Consider the following 19,359-nt stretch of genomic DNA (forward strand, 5'->3'; position numbering starts at 1 on the left):
CGTGTTTTCAGGGTTAAAAGGTCGGTCTTTCATCGGTTACTGATCACCCAGTGTCGAAGGATCCGCCGTGAATGGGCAGGGCGCCGACGTCTGTTTCGACTGACCCTGCAGACCACCGGCCAGGTTTACGGGTTGCGGGTTATCTGTCTTTGCTGGGCAAGATCCACGATCACATGCTCGATGTCAGTCTGCGTGAATTCGCGTTCTTTCTTCTTGCCCGGCGAGCTGCCCTCAGCCCTGGTTGCAACTCCCAGATGCGTTCGTGAAGGCGCCTTGCCGATCCGGCTGTTATCGCGTTGAGCCTGAATCACCTGCGCGACCTGCAGCACGTGGCTCAAACGTTTATGCTCGACGATCGCGCCCTGATCGATTTCTGTCAGCCGGTCATACTGCCTGCACGACAATGCACCGCCATCTGCCCGAAGTTCGATTCGCCCATCCGGATACTCCCAGACCTCGATATACCGGTCGATCAGCTTGCGATGCGCCGGCGTATCGTCCAGCAGATACATGACGCGGTCGTACTGCACGGTCAGCGCCTTCGTCACCTTGCGCGGCTCGCGCCACGTGAGCACGAGTTCAAGGTTCTCGTCAGCCCTCGGCGGACGGTGTGCGTCAAACTCGCTCTTCGGAGGCTTTGCGAAACGCGCGTTGTAGGCCGCCATGAAGGAGGGCACCCAGGCATTGGCCGCAGCGAGCGTGCGGATGTCGCGCAAGCGCATTTCCTTCACCATCCGGTCCTGCAGCGTCAGGTGCGCGCGCTCGACACGGCCCTTGGCCGCGCTACTGTTTGCACAGATCGTGTCGATGTTCAGCTCGTACATCGCGCGACCAAACTGCGTCACGCTATTGCCGGTCCTGCTTGCGGCCGTGTTCCGGAACACGCTCGCCTTGTCGCTGTAGAACGCCACCGGCTTGCCGTGACGCTCGATGTACGCACGCGTCGCCTCGAAGTAGCTGAAGGTCGATTCCGTGGCCGTGAAAAGCACGTGCATCAGCCGGCTCGTTGCGTCGTCGACGTACACCAGCAGCGTGCACTGCGGCGCCCGGTCCTCGAACCAGGGATGCTCGCTGCCGTCGATCTGGATCAGCTCGCCCAGGCACGACCGCCGCGCGCGCGGCTGGTAGACCTTCGGCGGCCGCTGCCGGCGCGGCACCCATAGGCCCGCGTCCGTCATCAGCCTGCGGACCGTTTCCTTCGCCAGACGTATGCCGTGGCATTCGTGCAGCTTCTCGCAGGCCAGCGTTGGGCCGAAATCGGCGTAGTACTCGCGGATAATCGCCAGGGCGCGCTGGGCCTCGTCGTCGTCCAGCCGCCGGTTACCCGGTCGGCTGCGTTTGCGTGAGACCAGGCCCGCTGCGCCTGATTCACGATACCGGATTACCAGCCGCTCGATCTGCCGCACCGTCAGGCCCAGCCGGTCGGCAGCACGTCCAGGTTTCAGACCGGTGTCCACCACAGCCTGGATCACCTTCAGTCGGTCGAGTTCGCGCATGTTCAATGTCACCAGTGTCGCTGGATGCATGGCCGGCTCCGTAATCCCGCGGGGAACCGGCAAGCATACCCAGAGCAGAACACGACATTTCTTATATGGTCGCCTCCCATTTGCAAGGTAATTGTTCGTAGCGAGAAGGGTGGTTGCGGACTTATATCCGGACTCGATTGCGGAACGTACCCGCCGGCCCCGATGGATTTCGCCGCAAAGGTCCTAATCTAAATAACGGACTCGAAGTCCGAGAAATGTCTCAGGCTTGCCTTCACGCGGTCCAACCTGTCTTGCCATCGTTCAATACACCTGTGCAACCGTGGATGGGTTAAAGGCTACGGTTCGTGCTTACTGCGCTGGTGCTGCCTGATACGTTCGACCATACGCGAGCAGCGCCCAGATTGTTCGCGCCATCTTGTTGGCGAGCGCAACGGCAACGACATTCGTTGGACGCCGGGTCAGCATCTGGCGCAAGCGCTCCGGCAAATACCTTGAACTTGAGATGACCGATCGCGCGCCGTGGATCAGTAGCGTTCGCAAGTACACGTCCCCGCGTTTGCTGATCCCGCCAAGCTTTACCTTGCCCCCAGAGCCGTTCTGTCGCGGCACGAGGCCCAAATAGGCAGCGAACTCCCGGCCGGAGCGAAAGGTCTTCGCCTGTCCAATTACCGATACTGCAGCAGTGGCCGTGAGTACTCCCACGCCGGGGATTTCGGAAATGCGTCTGCATGCATCGTTGTTGCGTCGCCACTCGAGAATGCGCTGTTCGATCCGGGCAATCTGCTCGTCGAGTCCACGTAGCCGCGAGATCTGGTCCTGCAGGCTGTCTGCCAGCATAGTGGGCAACTGCTCAGCCATCGACGCCAGCGCGACTTTGGCTGCCTCTATCGATGCACGGCGACCTGCCGGCAGTATCACGCCAAATTCGTAGAGCAATCCGCGAAGCTGGTTGACCTGCATGACACGGATCCTGACAAGTTGCTGGCGTATGCGGTGCATCGCAAGCATGGCCTGCTGGTCTTCCGTCTTGACAGCTACGAAACGCATGCCGGGACGTTGGGCCGCTTCCCAGATCGCCGCGGCATCCGCGGCATCGTTCTTGTTCGACTTCACGAACGGTCGGACGAACTGGGCTGCGATGAGCCGCACGTCGTGGCCAAGCCGCGCCAGGACACGGGCCCAGTGATGGGCGCTGCCGCAGGCCTCCATAACGACACAAGTCGCAGGCCGGTTGGCGAAGAACGGCACGAGCTGGGCGCGTTTGAGCACCTTGCTGCGAATCGCGCCGGTCACAGGCTCGACGTAGTGAATCTGGAAAACGCGCTTGGCCAGGTCGATGGCAATAGTCGTGGGTTCCATCAGCTTTCTCCTTAACGGGATATCCCAACGGAGACGATACTCGGGCTCGACATCGTCGCCGGGGTTGCTGCGGCGTCGGTTGGCCCGTTAAGGCGGGAGGCGACCATTCCATCTATAAAGCTACTACACTGTTTGTCGGTGATAATTTGTATTATGTCAATCAACGCATACTCCCGACGCACGTCCACTTCATAAACTCCCAACCCCAACTCAAAGCCCCGAAGGTATTCCATCCAGATCCCTCGGAGATCTCGCCACAAGCACCGGAACGTCCGCGCGCCGCAAGAACGCTTCCGCGACGCTGCCGAGCAACAACCGCCCTATGCCGTGCCGGCCTTGCGTACCCATCACCACCAGACCAGCACCCTGGCGTTGCACGCAACGGCCGAGGCAGTGAGCGACATCGTCCGCTGCGTTTTCTGTTTCCTCGATCTCCGTGTCGCCGGGCACGCCACGTTCGGTCATGGCCCGGCGCGCTTCGTCGAGAGCAATGCGGCCGTCTTCACGTAGCACGCCACGAAGCTGATCCGAATCGACATAGCCCGCATACCTGGACACGCCCCAGGGATGCACGATGTACACCGCCTGAAGCCGCGCCTGCGTAAGCTGCGCCATGTCGAGCGCTTCGTACAGCGCCCATCTGGACGACTCGCTGCCATCCAGCGCGACGACGATCTTCTGATACATGACCCGCTCCTCGTAGACGTTGCAGGAATCCCGCTCGACGGCCGGATATCTGCACATCGCTACAGCTAACTGGATCATCGGCGCGAACGCGCTACGTCAACTGACCTGCATCAAGCAAGCGCGTGACAGATCGTCCGACTCCGCGTTCTCGCAGCCCGACCGGTCCGCGGTCGTCGGGTGAATGATCCAGATCAATGGACCCATCGCCATGAAGTGACCTAATCCACTTACCAAAAAAAACGGCGAGGTCCGTCATGAAAAACCTGGCAGATTCACTCCCGGCCTCCGCTTCCGCGAAGCCGGCCGACAGCCCCGCGAGCGTGGGCGCCAAACCATTGCGCCTCGGCTTGCTCACCGCTCTGGTGATCGGTTCGATGATCGGCAGCGGCGTGTTCTCGCTACCGCAGAACATGGCCTCGGGCGCCGGCGCCGCCGCCGTGCTGATCGGCTGGCTGATCGCCGGCGCGGGCATGTTGATGCTCGCATTCGTCTATCAGACCTTGACGACGCGCAAGCCCGAACTCGACAACGGCATCTACGCCTATGCGCGGGCCAGTGCCGGCGACCTCGTCGGCTTCAATTCGGCGTGGGGCTACTGGGTCAGCGCGTGGATCGGCAATGTCGGCTATCTCGTCATCGTGTTCGGCACGCTCGGCTACTTCTTTCCCGTGTTCGGCGACGGCAATACACGTGCCGCGGTGCTCGGCGCATCCATCACGCTGTGGATCATGCACGCGGTGATCCTGCGCGGCGTGCGCGGCGCGGCGGTGCTCAACGCGATCACCACGGTCGCCAAGATCATCCCGCTGCTGTTGTTCATCGTGCTCGCGGCAGCCGCATCCAAAGGCCATGTGATCGCACAGGACTTCTGGGGCAACGTGAAGCTCGGCAGCGTGTTCACGCAAGTCAAGAGCACGATGCTCATCACCGTGTGGGTGTTCATCGGCATCGAAGGCGCCAGTGTGTTCTCGGCCCGCGCGCAGCGGCGCGAGGATATCGGGCGCGCGACCCTGCTCGGCTTCGCCGTCGTCCTGGTGCTGCTGATGGCGGTCTCCTTGTTGTCGCTCGGCATCGTCCCGCAAGGCGAACTCGCCGCGATGAAGAACCCGTCGATGGCCGGCGTGCTCGACCGCGCGGTCGGCGCCTGGGGCGCGGTGCTGATCAGTCTCGGTCTGCTGGTGTCGGTCGGCGGCGCATTGCTGGCCTGGACGCTGTTGGCGGCCGAAACGCTCTTCACACCGGCGGACGGCGGCGTCATGCCGAAGTTTCTGGCCCGGGAGAATAGTCACGGCGTGCCGGCCAACGCGCTGTGGGTCACCAACGGACTGGTGCAGTTGTTTCTCCTCATCACGCTCGTATCCAGCGCGACTTATCAGGCGCTCATCTCGCTGGCGACCTCGATGATCCTGGTCCCGTATCTGTTCTCCGCCGTCTACGCGACCCGCATCGCGATGCGCGGCGAAGGTTATGCGCCGACGGACAACACGCGCCTCCGCGACCTGCTGATCGGCGCGGCCGCGACCGTTTATTGCGGCTGGCTGCTGTACGCCGCCGGTCCCAAGTATCTGCTGCTCTCCGCCCTCCTCTACGCACCCGGCGTGCTGCTGTACGGCTGGGCGAAACGCGAACGCGGCGCGCGTCTTTTCAAGCCTTTCGAAGTGGTGATCCTCGCGGCCCTGCTCGTTCTCGCCGCCGTGGCGGCATGGCTGCTGTCCACCGGCGCGCTCGGCCTTTGATCCGTCAATCTCCAGGAGAATCACAATGACATTCGGCGTTTATTCAGAAATCGGCCCGTTGCGCAAGGTCATGGTCTGCCGCCCCGGCCTCGCCCAGGCGCGCCTGACACCGGCCAATTGCCGCGAGTTGCTGTTCGACGACGTGCTGTGGGTATCGCAGGCGAAGAACGATCATTACGCGTTCGTCAGCACGATGCAGGAGCATGGCGTCGACGTGCTCGAGATGCACGATCTGCTGACCGATATTCTGCGCGGCCGCGAGGCGCGCGAATGGGTGCTCGAGCGCAAGCTCGCGCCCGGCACGGTGGACGATGAACTGGCCGAGCAACTGCGGCCGTGGCTCGATGAAATGAGCGCTGACGAGCTGGCCGAACGCCTGATCGGCGGAATCGTTCGAGCCGAGTTGCCGTTCGAGCCCGCCGGCCTGCTCGCGCAATGCACCCCGCCCTCGGGCTTCATTCTTCCGGCGTTGCCGAACACGCTTTTCACGCGCGACAGCAGTTGCTGGATCAACGACGGCATCGTGCTCGGATCGATGTACTGGCCGGCCCGGCAACAGGAAACGCTGCTTGCCGCCGCCATCTACCGGTTTCATCCGATCTTCAGCGGCGGCACGCGCATCTGGTGGGGCGACCCGGACACGGACCACGGCGGCGCCACGCTCGAAGGCGGCGATGTGATGCCGCTATCGCGCGACGTCGTGTTGATCGGCATGGGCGAGCGGACCTCGCCGCAAGGCGTCGCGCAACTCGCGCGGTCGCTGTTCGCCCGCGAATCGGTCAAGCAGGTCATCGCCGCGCAACTGCCGCGCTCACGTGGCGCGATGCATCTCGATACCGTCTTCACCTTCTGCGACCACGACCTCGTGACGATCTTTCCCGAGGTGGTCGATGCGATCCGTTGCACGACCTTGCGCCCCGGCAGCATGCCGGGTCAGCTCGACGTGCGGCCCGAGAAAGCGCCGTTCCTCGACGTGGTCGCCAGGGCGCTGGGCATCGCGACGCTGCGCACCGTCGCCACCGGCGGCGATACGTGGGAGTCGGAGCGCGAGCAATGGGACGACGGCAATAACGTGATCGCGCTCGCGCCGGGCGTGGTCGCCGCCTACAACCGCAACGTCTACACCAACACGCTTTTGCGCAAGGCCGGCGTGGAGGTCATCACGATTCCGAGCGGCGAACTGGGACGCGGCCGCGGCGGCGGCCATTGCATGACCTGCCCCATCGAACGCGCCCCCCTCTGACGCCCGCGCGCGCGTCGCACTTCTGGAGAATTCGCTCATGGCATTCAATCTACGCAACCGCAGTTTGCTGAACATGCAGGATTTCACGCCGCGTGACATCCGCTTTCTGCTCGACCTCGCCGCCGAACTCAAGCGCGCGAAATATGCAGGCAACGAAGTGCCGCGCCTCACCGGCAAGAACGTGGCCCTGATCTTCGAAAAGACCTCGACGCGCACGCGTTGCGCCTTCGAGGTCGCCGTGCACGACCAGGGCGGCCACGTCACTTACATCGATTCCAGCAGTTCGCAACTCGGCCGCAAGGAGTCGCTCAAGGACACCGCGCGGGTGCTCGGACGCCTCTACGACGGCATCGAATACCGCGGCTTTCATCAGAGCATGGTGGAGGATCTCGCGACCTATTCGCACGTTCCGGTATGGAACGGCCTCACCGACGAATTCCACCCGACGCAAGTGCTCGCCGATCTGCTGACCATGCAGGAATTCGGCGAAAAGCCGCTCCACGAACTGTCGTTCTGCTACCTCGGCGACGCCCGCTTCAACATGGGCAATTCGCTGCTGATCGGCGGCGTGCAGATGGGCATGGACGTGCGTATCGCCGCGCCGCGCGAGTTGTGGCCGAATGACGAACTGGTGGAACAGATGCGGCATCTCGCCGAGCGCACCGGCGCGAGCGTGACGATCGTCGAGGACCCGCATGAGGCCGTGAGCAACGCCGATTTCATCTACACGGATGTGTGGGTGTCGATGGGCGAACCGGTTCAGGCGTGGGGCCCGCGCATCGATCTGCTGCTGCCCTATCAGGTCAACGCCGCGCTGATGAAAGCCACCGGCAAGGCGCGCACGCGCTTCATGCACTGCCTGCCCGCCTATCACAATCTCGATACGGAAACCGGCCGCATGATCCACGAGCATTTCGGCCTGTCCGAACTCGAAGTGAGCGACGAAGTGTTCGAATCGAATGCGTCGATCGTGTTCTCCCAGGCTGAAAACCGCATGCACACCATCAAGGCCGTGCTCGTGGCGACGCTCGCGTAAGGGACTTGAGATGCGCATTCTGATAGCACTGGGCGGCAACGCGCTGCTGCGCCGCGGTGAACCGATGACGATGGCGCACCAGATCGCCAATATCCGCCGCGCCGCGACGCAGATCGCGCGGCTCGCCGGTGAGCATCAACTGGTGGTCGCGCATGGCAACGGTCCGCAGGTCGGACTGCTGGCGTTGCAGGCCGCCAACGGCAACGCGGAGGACGCAGCGCCGCTCGATGTACTCGACGCCGAATCCGAAGGCATGATCGGCTATCTGCTCGAACAGGAACTGGCGAACGCGCTGCCGGCCGCGCGGCAGGTGGCCACCCTGCTCACGCGCGTCGAGGTCGATGCCGACGATCCGGCCTTCACGCATCCCACCAAACCGATCGGCCCGGTTTATACGCAGGTGCAGGCCGAACTGCTTGCGGCGCGCAATGGCTGGCGTATCGCGCCTGATGGAAGCGGCTTCAGGCGTGTCGTGGCGTCGCCGAAGCCTCGGCGTATCGACGCGCTGAAGCCGGTTGAGTGGCTGCTGGAGCACGACACGATCGTGATCGCGGCCGGTGGCGGCGGCATCCCGGTCACGCTCGCGGCGGACGGGCGAACGCGTACCGGCGTCGAGGCCGTGATCGACAAGGATCTGTGCAGCGCGTTACTCGCCGCGAATCTGAGCGCCGACCTGCTGCTGATCGCGACCGACGTGGATGCCGTCTATGCCGACTGGCATACGCCGAGCGAGCGGGCGCTGGGGGAGATATCGGTGGCGGCATTGCGGTCGATCGCGTTTCCCTCCGGGTCGATGGGCCCCAAGGTGGAAGCGGCGTGCGATTTCGTCGCGCGTACCGGCAAGCGCGCGGTGATCGGCTCGCTCGAGCAGATCGAGGAAATGGCGGCGGGAACGGCGGGTACGCAGGTTACGCGGTGAGTGGGAGGGTGCGGTGTGGTCGATCGGTTCTTCGCGGTTGACCACGCCCTTGTCTCATGGAAGGGATTAGGTAATCCGGCTATCGCTGTTTTATACCGGCTTCGTAATCGGTATATTCGAGGGCCTTTGGCTGGATTTACAAAATATGCCGTCGGCATATTCAGGCTCGGCAATTCATGCCGCTCGACATTCATTGACATTGAATAGCTGGCCGTTTCGTCTGAAGTTCCCTAAAATCGCGCGGAGCGCGGTCGCTCGATCCAACAAGACGAGGCGGTATGGGAGCGCAGGACATAATCGGGGCAATAAAGAGCGGACTCGCTCAAGGCGACCGGCTGCTGAAACTGGATAGTTTGCTGGGCGGTAATGTTCTTCTGCCGCAGCGGGTTATCGGCCATTCACGGATTGGCCGCCATTACGAATTCACCGTCGATGCCGTTTCCACTTCCGGCGCCATTGAACTGAAGACGCTGATCGCGCAGCCCGTCACGCTGTGGATCCAGCAGACCGACAAATCCTACCTGCCTCATCACGGCTATGTGCATACCGCGCGACGCCTCGGCTCGGATAACGGACTCACGAGCTATCAGCTCGGCTTTGCCTCATGGATGCACTTCCTGCGCTTTCGCGAGGACGCGCGGATCTGGCAGGACAAACCCGCCGACGAAATCCTCACCGATGTCTTCAACCTGCATCCACAGGCCCAGGGCGCATTCCGCTTTGCGCTGAGCCGGCCCCTGCCCCCACGTTCGTTCTGCATGCAATACGAGGACGACTGGAATTTCGTGCATCGCCTGATGGAAAGCGAAGGGCTGTTCGGCTGCTTCGAGCAGGCTGGCGACGGCCAGTCACATACGCTCGTCGTCACGGACAACCTCGACGCGTTCCGGCCGCTTTCACCCAAGACGGTCCGGTTCTATCGAGCGGGTACGAACAGCGAAACCGATGCACTGGTTCAGTGGTCGGGCACAAGAACGCTTCAGAGCACCACGCTCACGACGCGCACCTTCGACTACAAGGCACCGGGTTCGTCGGCCAGTCCGAAGGGCACGACCGTGCCGACGCTTGCCACACAGGGCGACCTGCCGCAGCAGGCCGAAGTCTACGAATACACCGGCGCCTACACCTACGGCAGCCAGGACCGGGGCGATCACCTGTCGAAGATCCGCATGGAGGAATGGGAGTCGCGGGCGAAGCGCTTCTTCGGTTCAGGCGGCATGAGGCAGGCGGATGCGGGCCGCTGGTTCGAACTGGATGATCACCCCGGGCACGCCACCGACAGTGAACAGAACCGGCAGTTCGCCCTGATCGCAACGTCATGGTTCATTGAGAACAACCTGCCGGTTGCCAGTCAGGCCGCCGATTTCCCGCATAGCCTGAAAGGCGAACTGGCGATGGTCCGGGCGAATCACGCCACATCGTCGAACGCACTGACGGTCGCCCACGCCGATGGCAGCGACGGCTTCTTCCTCGTTGAGATCGAGGCGCAACGCAAGGCCGTGCCCTACCGCAGCCCGTTCGAGCATCACAAACCGGACATGCATCTGCAGTCGGCAATCGTCGTCGGCCCCGCGAACGAGGAGGTCTACACCGACGCGCTCAACCGCATCAAGGTGCGCTTCCACTGGGACCGGCTCAACGACGGCGACGAGAAGGCGTCATGCTGGCTGCGGGTCGCGATGTCGGATACGGGCGGCGGCTATGGCGGCGTGCATGTGCCGAGGATCGGCGAGGAAGTGCTGATCAACTGGACAGATGGCGACTGCGACAGGCCGCTCGTCACGGGCCGGGTGTATAACGGCGCGACGCAACCGCCCTGGCATTCGAACGGTCTGCTGTCGGGCTACAGGTCGAAGGAATATCAGGGCAGCGGCTACAACCAGATGGTGATGGACGATGCGACCGGCCAGAACCGCGTCCATCTCTATAGCAGCAGCACGAATGCGCATCTGCATCTGGGTTATCTGATCGCGCAGACCGGCAACACACGCGGCGCGTATCTGGGCAGCGGTTTTGACCTGAAGTCCGACGCCTACGGCGCGGTGCGCGCCGGTCAGGGTCTGTACGTCTCCACGCATGCGAAACCGGCAGCGGGCCAGCAACTCGACGTGCGCGAGGCGAACTCGCAACTGGTGAATGCGGAAAGCGTGCTGGAGGCGCTGTCCGGGGCGAGCACCACGCATCAGGCTGAAAGCCTCGGGGACGGACACGCGGCACTGAAGTCGTTCACCGATGCTACGCGGAACAATGTTTCGGGTTCGTCGTCGGGTGGCAGGACGGCGGGCGGTGGAGCGGGCAATGCCAATGCGTTCAGGGAGCCCGTCATGCTGTTCGCCAGCCCGTCGGGCATCGCGTTGTCCACGCAGAAATCGGCCCATGTATCGGCGGACGAACACATCAACTTCGTAAGCGGTCAGGGCACGCACCTCGCGACCGGCAAATCGCTGATCGCGAGCGTGGCCGGAAAACTCAGCCTGTTCGTGCAGAACGCGGGGATGAAGCTGTTCGCGGCCAGGGGCAAGGTCGAAGTTCAGGCGCACTCGGACAACATCGAACTGACGGCGCAGAAGACGATGAAGCTGCTGTCGGCAACAGAGAAGATCGAGGCGGCCGCGAAACAGGAAATTCTTCTGACGTCGGGCGGTGCGTACATCCGCATCAAGGGCGGCAACATCGAGATTCATGCGCCTGGCAAGATTGATATCAAGGGCGCTCAGCATGCATTCTCCGGACCGACACACATGTCCACTGCCCTCCCCGCCATGCCCGGTTCGGAAGGTAGCTACGATCAGGCGTTTATTGCGCATTGGGCCGGCACGGATATCCCCGCGGCCAATATGAAATTCCAAATGTTCTCCGACGGCACGCTCATTTCGCAGGGTGTCACGAACGAACTGGGTGAAACAGGGCTCACCCAAAGTCACGTGCCGAAGGATGTGGTCATTAAATTTCTGGAGAACCATTGATGGCAGACAAGCAGGACTCCGTCCTGGGAACGGGGGCGGCAATGCTGACGCCCAGCGGATATCAAGTCCGCCCGAAGGTCGCGCTGAGCAGTTGCAACAGGATCGTGCCACCAGCGGCACCGTCGATTATCGGGCAGTGTCCGTACTACTACCAGCCACTGCATGGTGAATATCTTGAGACGGTGGAAAAAGTCAGCGTCTCGAGCGCATGGGAAACGGTGAAGGCTTTCGCGACCTCGTGGGATCCGTGGAAGGACAAGGAAGTCGCGCGCCGTTTGCTGCATCGTCGAGAGCAACTGATTGCGCCTGAAAGCACGGATTCCGACTGGTCGCGTCATGGCAATTTCATGATGCGCCATGTCGGGTGTGGGCATAAGCCGCCCTCGTATTACGTCAGCTATGGGTATTACTATTGCTCGAACTATGGGGCGAAGTTGTATCCGAGATTGAGTCCGGAGGGACAAGCGTGGTTGCGAAGTGCCAGAAAGCTTCTGCAGACGAACATGGAAGATGGCTTACGCCAAAACATGGAGCATGATGGTATTCAAATGGACAGTCTGAAACCAGGGAACGGCAGCATCGACTTTCCGGTGCAACGGTACATGCTTGAGCTTGACGACAATACCTTCAAATCCTTCGCATTCAAGACGCATCCCTTAGCATATCTGGATGGAGGTCTCGCAGATCTTCCGATTCTGGATTTGGTAAAGATCTCGGCGCAACCGAACATCCAGGAATGGGGCGACATACGAACGTGGGAGCAGGCCGTTGACAGCGGCAAAGTGGTTCTGCCGCATATGATTAACCATTCTGACATCGACGATCCAGTCGGCAAGGCACTTGGTCGCCTGCTGGCAAAATGACATGCAAAAATCGAAACGCTGGACGATGCTATTAGGCGGTCTTGCTTTGCTGGCCGCTTTAACCTACGGATATCAGAGCATGACAACAGGCTGGGAAACGGTCACGACATCTTTTGCAAAAGGTGACAAACCCTATGGCGGGGGCGCATTTCGTATTCGCGGCGACGACATCATCAGCCTCAAGACTGCAGGACCGGAACTGAAGTTCAAGCCGGCAAGTGAACTCAAAAATCCCGAGGTCGCGGAGTTTACCGAAGCGTGGATGGATGATTCTTCCGAACGGCTAAATCGACGCACAGTAGCTTTCCTGAAAGGAACGTTCAGTGGTGGCTTGACGCGCACGTTCCAGCAACGCGGTCAGAATGCCGTCTGGTGGTACTCAAAAGACTGGCGCACGGTATACGTCAGCACCGGGTGGATGGATTACAAGGTACCGCACGCTGCTGACGAGCAGGCCCCGCAGATCACCAAACTCTGGCGCTCCAGCGACGGCGGCCAGAACTGGACCCAACTGAACTGGCAAGAAGACCACAACATCGGCCAGTTGCTGTTTCTCGACCCGCAGCGTGGTTATGCAATCGGCTGGGGACCCCACGTATGGCGCACGGCCGACGGCGGTCAGTCATGGCGAGAAATAAAAGTGCCGCCGCTTGCCAATGCCGGCAAGCCGCGCAAAACCTTCGACGCGGTCAATCTCGGCCCCGATGGCGTGCTGCGTGTTGCCTACTACGTCGAACAATTGGGCGATGTCAAAACATCGAGTCTTATCTACCGAATGACGTGGGACCAGCAGGACTTCGAGCAGGACGTGGTGCTGCCGAACCAGACGGTAGTCGACCTGCAATCATCACCGGAGACGACCGGCGGCTATTCGCTGTACGCGTTATCCCGCTTGGGCACGCCGCGCAACTGGGACGACCCGAGCGACAAGGAGTATCGCACGGGCGCACTCTCGGTATGGGCGAACGTCCAGCGGCCCAATGTGCAGCAGTTGCATACGTTCGACGACCGCCTGATGCTCGATGGCCTCAGCGCGGGAAGACAAGGCGTGCTGCTGGTCTATGCCACTGATGCGACGGGCGACGGTGCGCCGGCCGATCTCACTTTCATCAGCAAGGATTCCGGCAAATCGTGGAACGAACTCAATGATGGCGCGGCCCAGGGCGGCTATTTCGACCCGGATACCAACACCCAATACGCACTGTTCGCCTACACGCTGAAGAAGCGGAAACTGTAGCGATTCAACCCAATGCGCAACGCGCCGTAAAACCGCCGTAAAACCCTAACCCTTCCCCCGCGACAGGCGCCCGAGCGCAGCTTTCGCTAGCTCACAACCGCTCCCACCGTCTCACAGAGACAACGACCGCCCCGCGAAACCTCGCGGGGCTCGTTTCGCACTCTTCCCACTACCCATCACTACCCATCCTCATCCCCGCAGCAGCACCCACACTCAAATCCCCGGCATCATCTGATACGGCTCCGTGTGATCCTCAACGCCTTTAACACCGGGTATGTTCTGCGCCGCCACACGAACCGCATCGACCGCTTCCGTCGATTGAAACACGCCCCACAGATGCACGACGCCGTCGCTGACGACGATATTGCGGCCCGCGAACGCCCACTTGCGGCCCGCGAGTTCGCCCATCAACATCGCGCGGATCTCGCCGTCCGGCAGCGCGACATCCGATGCCGGCTCATCCGGCACGCTCGCCAGCGCCTGCACGAGATTGGCGCGGCTCACGATGCCCACGAGTTGCCCCGCCATCATCACGGGCACGCGTTTGATGCGCCGCGTTTCCAGAATGCCGGCCACTTCGCCGAGCGGCGTGTCGGGCCGAACGCTCAGCACCTCGGCGGTCATCACGTCGCGCACCTTGGCGCCGTGAGTCTTGACGTAATCGCGTGCTTCATGGTCCGCGGACCAGAGATCGAGCCACGAGGTCCGCGTGCGCTCATCGGTGCCGATTTCGCTGCGGCGAAGCAGGTCGCCTTCGCTGATCATGCCGACGACATCGCCGCCGGAGCCCAGGACCGGTGCGCCGCTGATGCGGTTATCGACGAAAATTCTGGCGACCTCCCGCACGGTCATGTCGGGTGAAACGGATATGACATTGGTGGTCATGACATCGGATGCGCGCATGGTAAGCCTCCTCAACGGTTGGGTACTTGAATTCGCGGGACCGGCCGTCGGTATCGAACGCCGGTTAAGCCCTCTTGTGCCTTGAGATTAGGCCGATGCGGCGTCGTCCCGTTTGACGTGGATCATCCCGAACGCTGGCGCGCGCATCCACCGACAGATGACTCAGGTCAATTACGCCGCATCCGTGAAGACGATACTGGTTGCCACGCAATCTTCGTCTGGAGAAAGGTCATGGCCCAAGTTATGAAAGCTGCTGTCGTTCACGAATTCGGCGCTCCGCTGCGTATCGAGGAGGTCCCCGTTCCGAAGCCCGCGCACGGACAGATCCTCGTCAACATCAAGGCGTCGGGCGTCTGTCACACAGATCTGCACGCGGCCGACGGCGACTGGCCGGTCAGGCCCACACTGCCCTTCATTCCCGGCCACGAGGGCGTCGGCTATGTCGCCGCCGTCGGCGAGGGCGTCACGCATGTCAAGGAAGGCGACCGCGTCGGCGTGCCGTGGCTGTATACCGCCTGCGGTCATTGCGAACATTGTCTCGGCGGTTGGGAAACGCTTTGCCACGAGCAGCAGAACACGGGCTATTCGGTCAACGGCGCCTACGCCGAGTACGTGCTCGCCGATCCGAACTACGTCGGCCACTTGCCGTCGAATGTCGCCTTCGAGGATATCGCTCCGATCCTCTGCGCCGGCGTGACGGTGTACAAAGGCATCCGCATGACGGACACGCGGCCGGGTCAATGGATCGCGATTTCGGGCATCGGCGGCCTGGGCCACGTCGCGGTTCAATACGCGATCGCGATGGGCCTGCGCGTGGTCGCGGTCGACATCGCCGACGACAAGCTCGCTCTCGCCCGTGAACTCGGCGCGGCGCTCACGTTCAACGCCGCCGAATGCGACGCCGCCGCGGCGATCCAGAAGGAAATCGGCGGAACGCACGGCGTGCTCGTCACCGCCGTATCGCGCGGCGCTTTCGCTCAGGCACTGGGCATGGTGCGCCGCGGCGGCACCGTCGCGCTGAACGGCCTGCCGCCGGGCGACTTCCCGCTGCCGATCTTCTCGACCGTGCTCAACGGCATCACCGTGCGGGGTTCCATTGTCGGCACCCGCAAGGACTTGCAGGAGTCACTCGAATTCGCCGCCGAAGGCCGCGTGCGCGCGCGGATTCATCTGGACCGGCTGGACAACATCAATCATGTTTTCGCGGAACTGAAGAGCGGTCGGGTCGATGGCCGGATTGTGCTGAAGCTCGATTGATCGGTGGATTCGCAGGGGAACGACGCGGGGCACAACACGGGGCACAACGCGGGCGCGAGCGCTTGACCGGCTCGCGCCCGGCACGAAGTCATGGACTCATGGCGAAGCGGTGAATCACGAACGAGAGCCGGAAATCACGCCGCCCCGGCAGAACACTCGCGTGGCACGGCCGACAACGTGTTCGACATCTTGAGTCCCAGCCATTGCATGCCTTCGCGCAATCCTGCCAGTACGGCTTCGCGCTCCGTGGGAAAAATACTGCTGTGCTTGAACTCGTGCCTGAACACTCCCGCTGGCGTGCGATGGCTGAGTTCGATCGAGCAATCGAAGCCGCCCGCCGCGCAATGCGTGGTGGCGGCGACCGACCAGTCGCCCTCGCCCGCGTTACCCGAAATCGTCATGAGTCGTTCCTCACTGATGCGCCGCCGGCAATGCGTCGCGCACGGCGGCGGCTGCATGAGCGGCGTCGGCCATGTCGCGGCGAGTGGGCGGTGCCTACCTCACCGTCAGATTGTCGATGACCGCATGCACGCCTGGCGCCGACCATGCCGCGCCGCGCGCGGCCGAGCGCTCCGCCAGGGAGCCGACCGTGCCCTCCAGCGTGACCGTTCCCTCATGCACCTTCACGCCGATGTGCTTCGCCTCGCGTTCGGCGTGGCGTTGCAGCGCACGGCCGATCTGCTCGCCGATATCGTGCGCGGCCGCGTCGCCCCCAATCCGAATGAGATTCGAAACCCCTGTCACGCCGCGCATGTGCGAAATCGTGCGCGTGGCGACGTGGCTTTGATACGCCCAATCGACTTCGCCGCCCAGCGTCACCCAGCCCTTCTCGACCTGCACCTTCACGGCCTCTTCGCTCAACCCGACGGTCCAGTGCAGAATGGTGCGGACCGCGCTGGCGATTTCCTCGTCGGTGCGAACGTCCTTGTGCGGCAGCCGAATCGCCATCTCCACGACGACCGCCTTCACGCCGGCCACGCGCTGCGCGGCCTTCTCCGCCGCGAGCTTCTCCGCATAGCTGACCGGGTGGCCCGACAGCGTCACGACCCTGTCATGCACTTCGACACCGATGTCCGCGACGTTGACCGCCGGATCCCAGGCCAGTTCGTCTTCGACCTGCCGTTTCAATTCCATGTCCGACTTCATTGCATGCTCCTCGTTTGCGTGCAGCCATGCGCCGTCGTGCGGCGAATCACGCGTTCGCGCTCTTTCATGTCGTGGCGGGCATGCCGTATCACTGACTTTAGGCGCGGCGGCGAGACGCCGATTGACGTGCGTCAAGCACCCCGCATCGTGAAGACGCCGGCTGAGCGCGGCGCCGAATCACCCGATGCCGCCGGTGATGCAAGCAGCGCCGCCTAGCCGCCATGTCGATGGCCTTGCCGCTCGCGACCGCCGGACGACGACGGCGGCTGGATCGAATTCGCCGAATTCGCTGAATTGGCTGGCGCGGCCTGACTGGCGCCGCCGCGGTCCGCGCGCCGGTAAGGCATGCCGGCCGCCGCGCCTTGCATGTACTGCAACCACTCCTGCCACGGCTGCATGACCGGATTCATGGGGACATGCGTCGGCCATTGCTCGCTCCACGCCGACTGCCACGTTGCCAACGCTTCGCGCAGGCCCTCGCCATAGCCGCTTTGCAGCCGCACCGCGGAACCCAGGCCTTGCTGCCAGAGACTGGCGGTGGTCGTCAGGTACTCGCGCGCCACGCTCTGGCAGGACGCCGCGAATTCATTCCAGTCACGCGCCGTCGAGGCCGCATTGCGAATCGCCTGCGCCGCCGCCAGGTCGCGCCGGACGCGTTGCATGTGGAACTCGCCGGCCTGTTGCCGCGCTTCGTGGCCGAAGCTCAGCATTTGCAGCGCGAATGCAAGATTCGCGCGGTACAGATCGAACGGGGTGACGGATGGGTCTGTCATGATGAATCTCCTGACGTAATGAAGCGGTCCGCATGCGGGCAGCGCAACGCTGCGGCGAGTGCTTGCGCGGCAGCACTGCGTCCAATGTAGGCACGAGCGTCTGAAGCCCGTTGACTTGCGTCAATCGCGCAAGGGCTTGCCCTCGACGTGAGCCGTCTGCGCGTGCCGTGAGACCTCCTCCTCTCCACACGTCGGCCGGCGCGTGGCGCAAGACGCGAGGCGCATTAAGGCGGATCGGCAACGCGTGTTTCGCCGCCGCGCGCCTGCACGTCTTTTCTCAGCGCGGCAATCTCGCCGCGCAGCGCCTTGATGTCGCGATGCATTTCGCGCCGCAGGATGCGCTCTTCCCGCTCGACGAAAATCGCGGCAATGCTGGCGAAAACCAGCGACAACAGTCCGTAGCCGAGCAGCACCACGAAGGCGGCGAAAACGCGCGAGGCGGGCGTGGTCGGCGCCATGTCGCCATAACCGACAGTCGCGCTGCTTTCGAACGCGAGCCAGATGCCCTCGCCGTAGGTATGCACGCCGGGTTCGAGCCAGTAAAACCCCGCTCCCGCGCAGGCGAGCAGTATCGCCGCCGCGATGAGCAGCAGCCACAGGCGGCCGGGCGAGAAGAACCCTTGCAGCGACACCACGATGCGCACCGCCACGAGCCCCACGAACAGGATGCGCAGCACCCATTCGGCCGACGACCACGGCGCCATGCCCCACGCCACACCGCCCGCCGCGGCCAGCGCAATCAGCAGGTCGTAGCCATTGCGCGTGAGAAAGCGCCGCGGTTTGCGGCTCAGGCAGGCCATGCGGACAAGAACCGCCGCGAATCCCGCGGACATGCAGGCATAGAGCGCACGTCCCGCGAGATGAAACCCGGCTGCGGCAGCCAGTTCGAAATAGAACGCCGGAATCGCGAGCAGGCTGAGCGCGAACAGCGCCCACTGCATCCAGCGCCATGCGTGCACGGCGCGCGCGTCGTCGTGAGGATCGACCCCGGCGAGACCCGCCACGCGCAAGCTTTCGTTCATGGCGACACCGTCTCTATACGCGCGCGAGATCGCGCGCCTTCTCAAGCGCGATTTCAGTGTCGCGATGCGCTGCGATGCGGGCTTCGGTGCTGTAACCGGCAACACGGATCGTCAGTAGCGCAAGCGCCGCGCGCCATCGGTTTTTCATCACAGTCCGCCCGTTTTCAGGTGCAACGTCACGGATGCCGTTGCAACCACTCGTCTGTTTTCAAAAGTATGGGCAGGACGTGTCCAGACATTTGACGTGGATCATGATCTATCGTGAGAGGGGCCACCGTGTAGGGAAACGCTGACCTCCACGCAGGAACACCTACCGCAGTCTCAGCGAGACCTGATTTATCCGGCCTGTTCGATGACCAATACTGAATTCATCGGAGACCGCAATCGACCCATCCGCGCAGCGGTAAAAACCGCCGCGCCATTCCTGTCGAGCGCTTCAGGAGACCATCATGACGACCCACGCTTCTTTCGATGCCGGGAAGGCGCCGGCTGACGGCCAGTTGCGCGATGCGCTCGACGCCGGCGACGATTTCAGTCGCATCCTCACGCTCGCTCGCGAGGCGGGCATGCTGGTCACGCTGGAGGGTCGGATCGGCCGGGAGAAGTACCCAGGCATCGCCGGCTCGCTCAACGCGTTCCGGCGCGTCGCGCAAGCGCTCCGCAACGCCTCCCTGCAAGCCTCGGCGCGCTGAAGGAACTCCCGGCCAATGCGGCCACTCCCGACT

At 62.8% G+C, this 19,359-nt stretch carries 18 protein-coding genes; 9 read left to right on the top strand and 9 right to left on the bottom strand.

Annotated features, from left to right (window positions below; genetic code table 11):
- Window positions 1-125: 125 nt before the first annotated feature.
- The 3 genes from CUJ90_RS08850 to CUJ90_RS08865 form a co-directional block, all read right to left on the bottom strand.
- The gene (locus CUJ90_RS08850) at window positions 126-1,526 is read right to left on the bottom strand and encodes an ISNCY family transposase (protein WP_167449666.1); all 1,401 of its coding nucleotides are present in this window, start codon (window positions 1,524-1,526) and stop codon (window positions 126-128) included.
- A gap of 309 nt (window positions 1,527-1,835) precedes the next feature.
- Entirely contained in the window at window positions 1,836-2,846 is a 1,011-nt protein-coding gene (locus CUJ90_RS08855; protein ID WP_073432975.1) for an IS110 family RNA-guided transposase, read from the bottom strand.
- A 210-nt stretch (window positions 2,847-3,056) separates the two neighbouring features.
- Window positions 3,057-3,533: a universal stress protein gene (locus CUJ90_RS08865; protein ID WP_114163490.1), complete on the bottom strand. Its 477-nt coding sequence runs from the start codon at window positions 3,531-3,533 to the stop codon at window positions 3,057-3,059.
- Window positions 3,534-3,787: 254 nt separating this feature from the next.
- Between CUJ90_RS08865 and arcD the strand changes: the two genes are divergently transcribed.
- From arcD to CUJ90_RS08900, 7 genes are all read left to right on the top strand, one after another.
- Window positions 3,788-5,269, top strand: a complete 1,482-nt coding sequence (gene arcD, locus CUJ90_RS08870; RefSeq protein WP_114162454.1) for an arginine-ornithine antiporter — start codon at window positions 3,788-3,790, stop codon at window positions 5,267-5,269.
- A 25-nt stretch (window positions 5,270-5,294) separates the two neighbouring features.
- Window positions 5,295-6,512: an arginine deiminase gene (locus tag CUJ90_RS08875; protein ID WP_114162455.1), complete on the top strand. Its 1,218-nt coding sequence runs from the start codon at window positions 5,295-5,297 to the stop codon at window positions 6,510-6,512.
- Window positions 6,513-6,549: 37 nt separating this feature from the next.
- Complete coding sequence (gene argF, locus CUJ90_RS08880; protein WP_114162456.1) at window positions 6,550-7,548, top strand: ornithine carbamoyltransferase; 999 nt, start codon at window positions 6,550-6,552, stop codon at window positions 7,546-7,548.
- A 10-nt stretch (window positions 7,549-7,558) separates the two neighbouring features.
- Complete coding sequence (gene arcC, locus CUJ90_RS08885) at window positions 7,559-8,467, top strand: carbamate kinase (RefSeq protein ID WP_114162457.1); 909 nt, start codon at window positions 7,559-7,561, stop codon at window positions 8,465-8,467.
- A gap of 278 nt (window positions 8,468-8,745) precedes the next feature.
- On the top strand, window positions 8,746-11,433 hold the full coding sequence (locus CUJ90_RS08890) for a type VI secretion system Vgr family protein (RefSeq protein WP_114162458.1): 2,688 nt from the start codon (window positions 8,746-8,748) through the stop codon (window positions 11,431-11,433).
- Window positions 11,433-12,296 carry a hypothetical protein gene (locus CUJ90_RS08895; protein ID WP_073431472.1) on the top strand — a complete coding sequence of 288 codons (864 nt, stop codon included), beginning with the start codon at window positions 11,433-11,435 and terminating at the stop codon, window positions 12,294-12,296. The genes CUJ90_RS08890 and CUJ90_RS08895 overlap by 1 nt, the downstream gene beginning before the upstream one ends.
- 79 nt (window positions 12,297-12,375) lie before the next feature.
- On the top strand, window positions 12,376-13,533 hold the full coding sequence (locus tag CUJ90_RS08900) for a glycosyl hydrolase (protein ID WP_114163491.1): 1,158 nt from the start codon (window positions 12,376-12,378) through the stop codon (window positions 13,531-13,533).
- A 213-nt stretch (window positions 13,534-13,746) separates the two neighbouring features.
- Here the strand turns inward: CUJ90_RS08900 and CUJ90_RS08905 are convergent, their stop codons facing one another.
- Complete coding sequence (locus CUJ90_RS08905; RefSeq protein WP_114162459.1) at window positions 13,747-14,436, bottom strand: CBS domain-containing protein; 690 nt, start codon at window positions 14,434-14,436, stop codon at window positions 13,747-13,749.
- Window positions 14,437-14,667: 231 nt separating this feature from the next.
- Between CUJ90_RS08905 and adhP the strand changes: the two genes are divergently transcribed.
- The gene (adhP, locus tag CUJ90_RS08910) at window positions 14,668-15,693 is read left to right on the top strand and encodes an alcohol dehydrogenase AdhP (protein ID WP_114162460.1); all 1,026 of its coding nucleotides are present in this window, start codon (window positions 14,668-14,670) and stop codon (window positions 15,691-15,693) included.
- A gap of 134 nt (window positions 15,694-15,827) precedes the next feature.
- Here the strand turns inward: adhP and CUJ90_RS08915 are convergent, their stop codons facing one another.
- The 5 genes from CUJ90_RS08915 to CUJ90_RS33580 all read right to left on the bottom strand — a co-directional run bounded on the left by CUJ90_RS08915 (window position 15,828) and on the right by CUJ90_RS33580 (window position 18,782).
- On the bottom strand, window positions 15,828-16,094 hold the full coding sequence (locus tag CUJ90_RS08915; protein ID WP_114162461.1) for a UDP-glucose 4-epimerase: 267 nt from the start codon (window positions 16,092-16,094) through the stop codon (window positions 15,828-15,830).
- A 94-nt stretch (window positions 16,095-16,188) separates the two neighbouring features.
- Window positions 16,189-16,839 carry a BON domain-containing protein gene (locus CUJ90_RS08920; protein WP_114162462.1) on the bottom strand — a complete coding sequence of 217 codons (651 nt, stop codon included), beginning with the start codon at window positions 16,837-16,839 and terminating at the stop codon, window positions 16,189-16,191.
- A 212-nt stretch (window positions 16,840-17,051) separates the two neighbouring features.
- Entirely contained in the window at window positions 17,052-17,612 is a 561-nt protein-coding gene (locus CUJ90_RS08925; protein ID WP_114162463.1) for a hypothetical protein, read from the bottom strand.
- Between the two features lie 224 nt (window positions 17,613-17,836).
- Window positions 17,837-18,634 (bottom strand): potassium channel family protein, encoded by a 798-nt coding sequence (locus CUJ90_RS08930; protein WP_114162464.1) that lies wholly within the window; start codon window positions 18,632-18,634, stop codon window positions 17,837-17,839.
- 13 nt (window positions 18,635-18,647) lie between these two features.
- A complete protein-coding gene (locus CUJ90_RS33580) occupies window positions 18,648-18,782 on the bottom strand; it encodes a hypothetical protein (RefSeq protein ID WP_277998132.1) in 135 nt (44 codons plus the stop codon).
- Between the two features lie 301 nt (window positions 18,783-19,083).
- On the opposite strand from CUJ90_RS33580, the gene CUJ90_RS08935 reads away from it, so the two are divergent.
- On the top strand, window positions 19,084-19,326 hold the full coding sequence (locus CUJ90_RS08935; protein ID WP_114162465.1) for a hypothetical protein: 243 nt from the start codon (window positions 19,084-19,086) through the stop codon (window positions 19,324-19,326).
- The last annotated feature ends 33 nt before the right edge of the window (window positions 19,327-19,359 follow it).

This window comes from Paraburkholderia terricola, from assembly GCF_003330825.1.
Classification (GTDB): domain Bacteria; phylum Pseudomonadota; class Gammaproteobacteria; order Burkholderiales; family Burkholderiaceae; genus Paraburkholderia; species Paraburkholderia terricola.

What these genes read in the sequence shown, in the direction of transcription:
- CUJ90_RS08850 (WP_167449666.1), bottom strand. Translation starts at nt 1,526, where the DNA reads ATGCATCCAGCGACACTGGTGACATTGAACATGCGCGAACTCGACCGA.
- CUJ90_RS08890 (WP_114162458.1), top strand. Translation starts at nt 8,746, where the DNA reads ATGGGAGCGCAGGACATAATCGGGGCAATAAAGAGCGGACTCGCTCAA.
- arcC (WP_114162457.1), top strand. Translation starts at nt 7,559, where the DNA reads ATGCGCATTCTGATAGCACTGGGCGGCAACGCGCTGCTGCGCCGCGGT.
- adhP (WP_114162460.1), top strand. Translation starts at nt 14,668, where the DNA reads ATGGCCCAAGTTATGAAAGCTGCTGTCGTTCACGAATTCGGCGCTCCG.
- CUJ90_RS08875 (WP_114162455.1), top strand. Translation starts at nt 5,295, where the DNA reads ATGACATTCGGCGTTTATTCAGAAATCGGCCCGTTGCGCAAGGTCATG.
- CUJ90_RS08930 (WP_114162464.1), bottom strand. Translation starts at nt 18,634, where the DNA reads ATGAACGAAAGCTTGCGCGTGGCGGGTCTCGCCGGGGTCGATCCTCAC.
- CUJ90_RS08920 (WP_114162462.1), bottom strand. Translation starts at nt 16,839, where the DNA reads ATGAAGTCGGACATGGAATTGAAACGGCAGGTCGAAGACGAACTGGCC.
- CUJ90_RS08895 (WP_073431472.1), top strand. Translation starts at nt 11,433, where the DNA reads ATGGCAGACAAGCAGGACTCCGTCCTGGGAACGGGGGCGGCAATGCTG.
- CUJ90_RS08935 (WP_114162465.1), top strand. Translation starts at nt 19,084, where the DNA reads ATGACGACCCACGCTTCTTTCGATGCCGGGAAGGCGCCGGCTGACGGC.
- CUJ90_RS08865 (WP_114163490.1), bottom strand. Translation starts at nt 3,533, where the DNA reads ATGTATCAGAAGATCGTCGTCGCGCTGGATGGCAGCGAGTCGTCCAGA.
- CUJ90_RS08900 (WP_114163491.1), top strand. Translation starts at nt 12,376, where the DNA reads ATGACAACAGGCTGGGAAACGGTCACGACATCTTTTGCAAAAGGTGAC.
- argF (WP_114162456.1), top strand. Translation starts at nt 6,550, where the DNA reads ATGGCATTCAATCTACGCAACCGCAGTTTGCTGAACATGCAGGATTTC.
- CUJ90_RS08915 (WP_114162461.1), bottom strand. Translation starts at nt 16,094, where the DNA reads ATGACGATTTCGGGTAACGCGGGCGAGGGCGACTGGTCGGTCGCCGCC.
- arcD (WP_114162454.1), top strand. Translation starts at nt 3,788, where the DNA reads ATGAAAAACCTGGCAGATTCACTCCCGGCCTCCGCTTCCGCGAAGCCG.
- CUJ90_RS08855 (WP_073432975.1), bottom strand. Translation starts at nt 2,846, where the DNA reads ATGGAACCCACGACTATTGCCATCGACCTGGCCAAGCGCGTTTTCCAG.
- CUJ90_RS08905 (WP_114162459.1), bottom strand. Translation starts at nt 14,436, where the DNA reads ATGCGCGCATCCGATGTCATGACCACCAATGTCATATCCGTTTCACCC.
- CUJ90_RS08925 (WP_114162463.1), bottom strand. Translation starts at nt 17,612, where the DNA reads ATGACAGACCCATCCGTCACCCCGTTCGATCTGTACCGCGCGAATCTT.
- CUJ90_RS33580 (WP_277998132.1), bottom strand. Translation starts at nt 18,782, where the DNA reads ATGAAAAACCGATGGCGCGCGGCGCTTGCGCTACTGACGATCCGTGTT.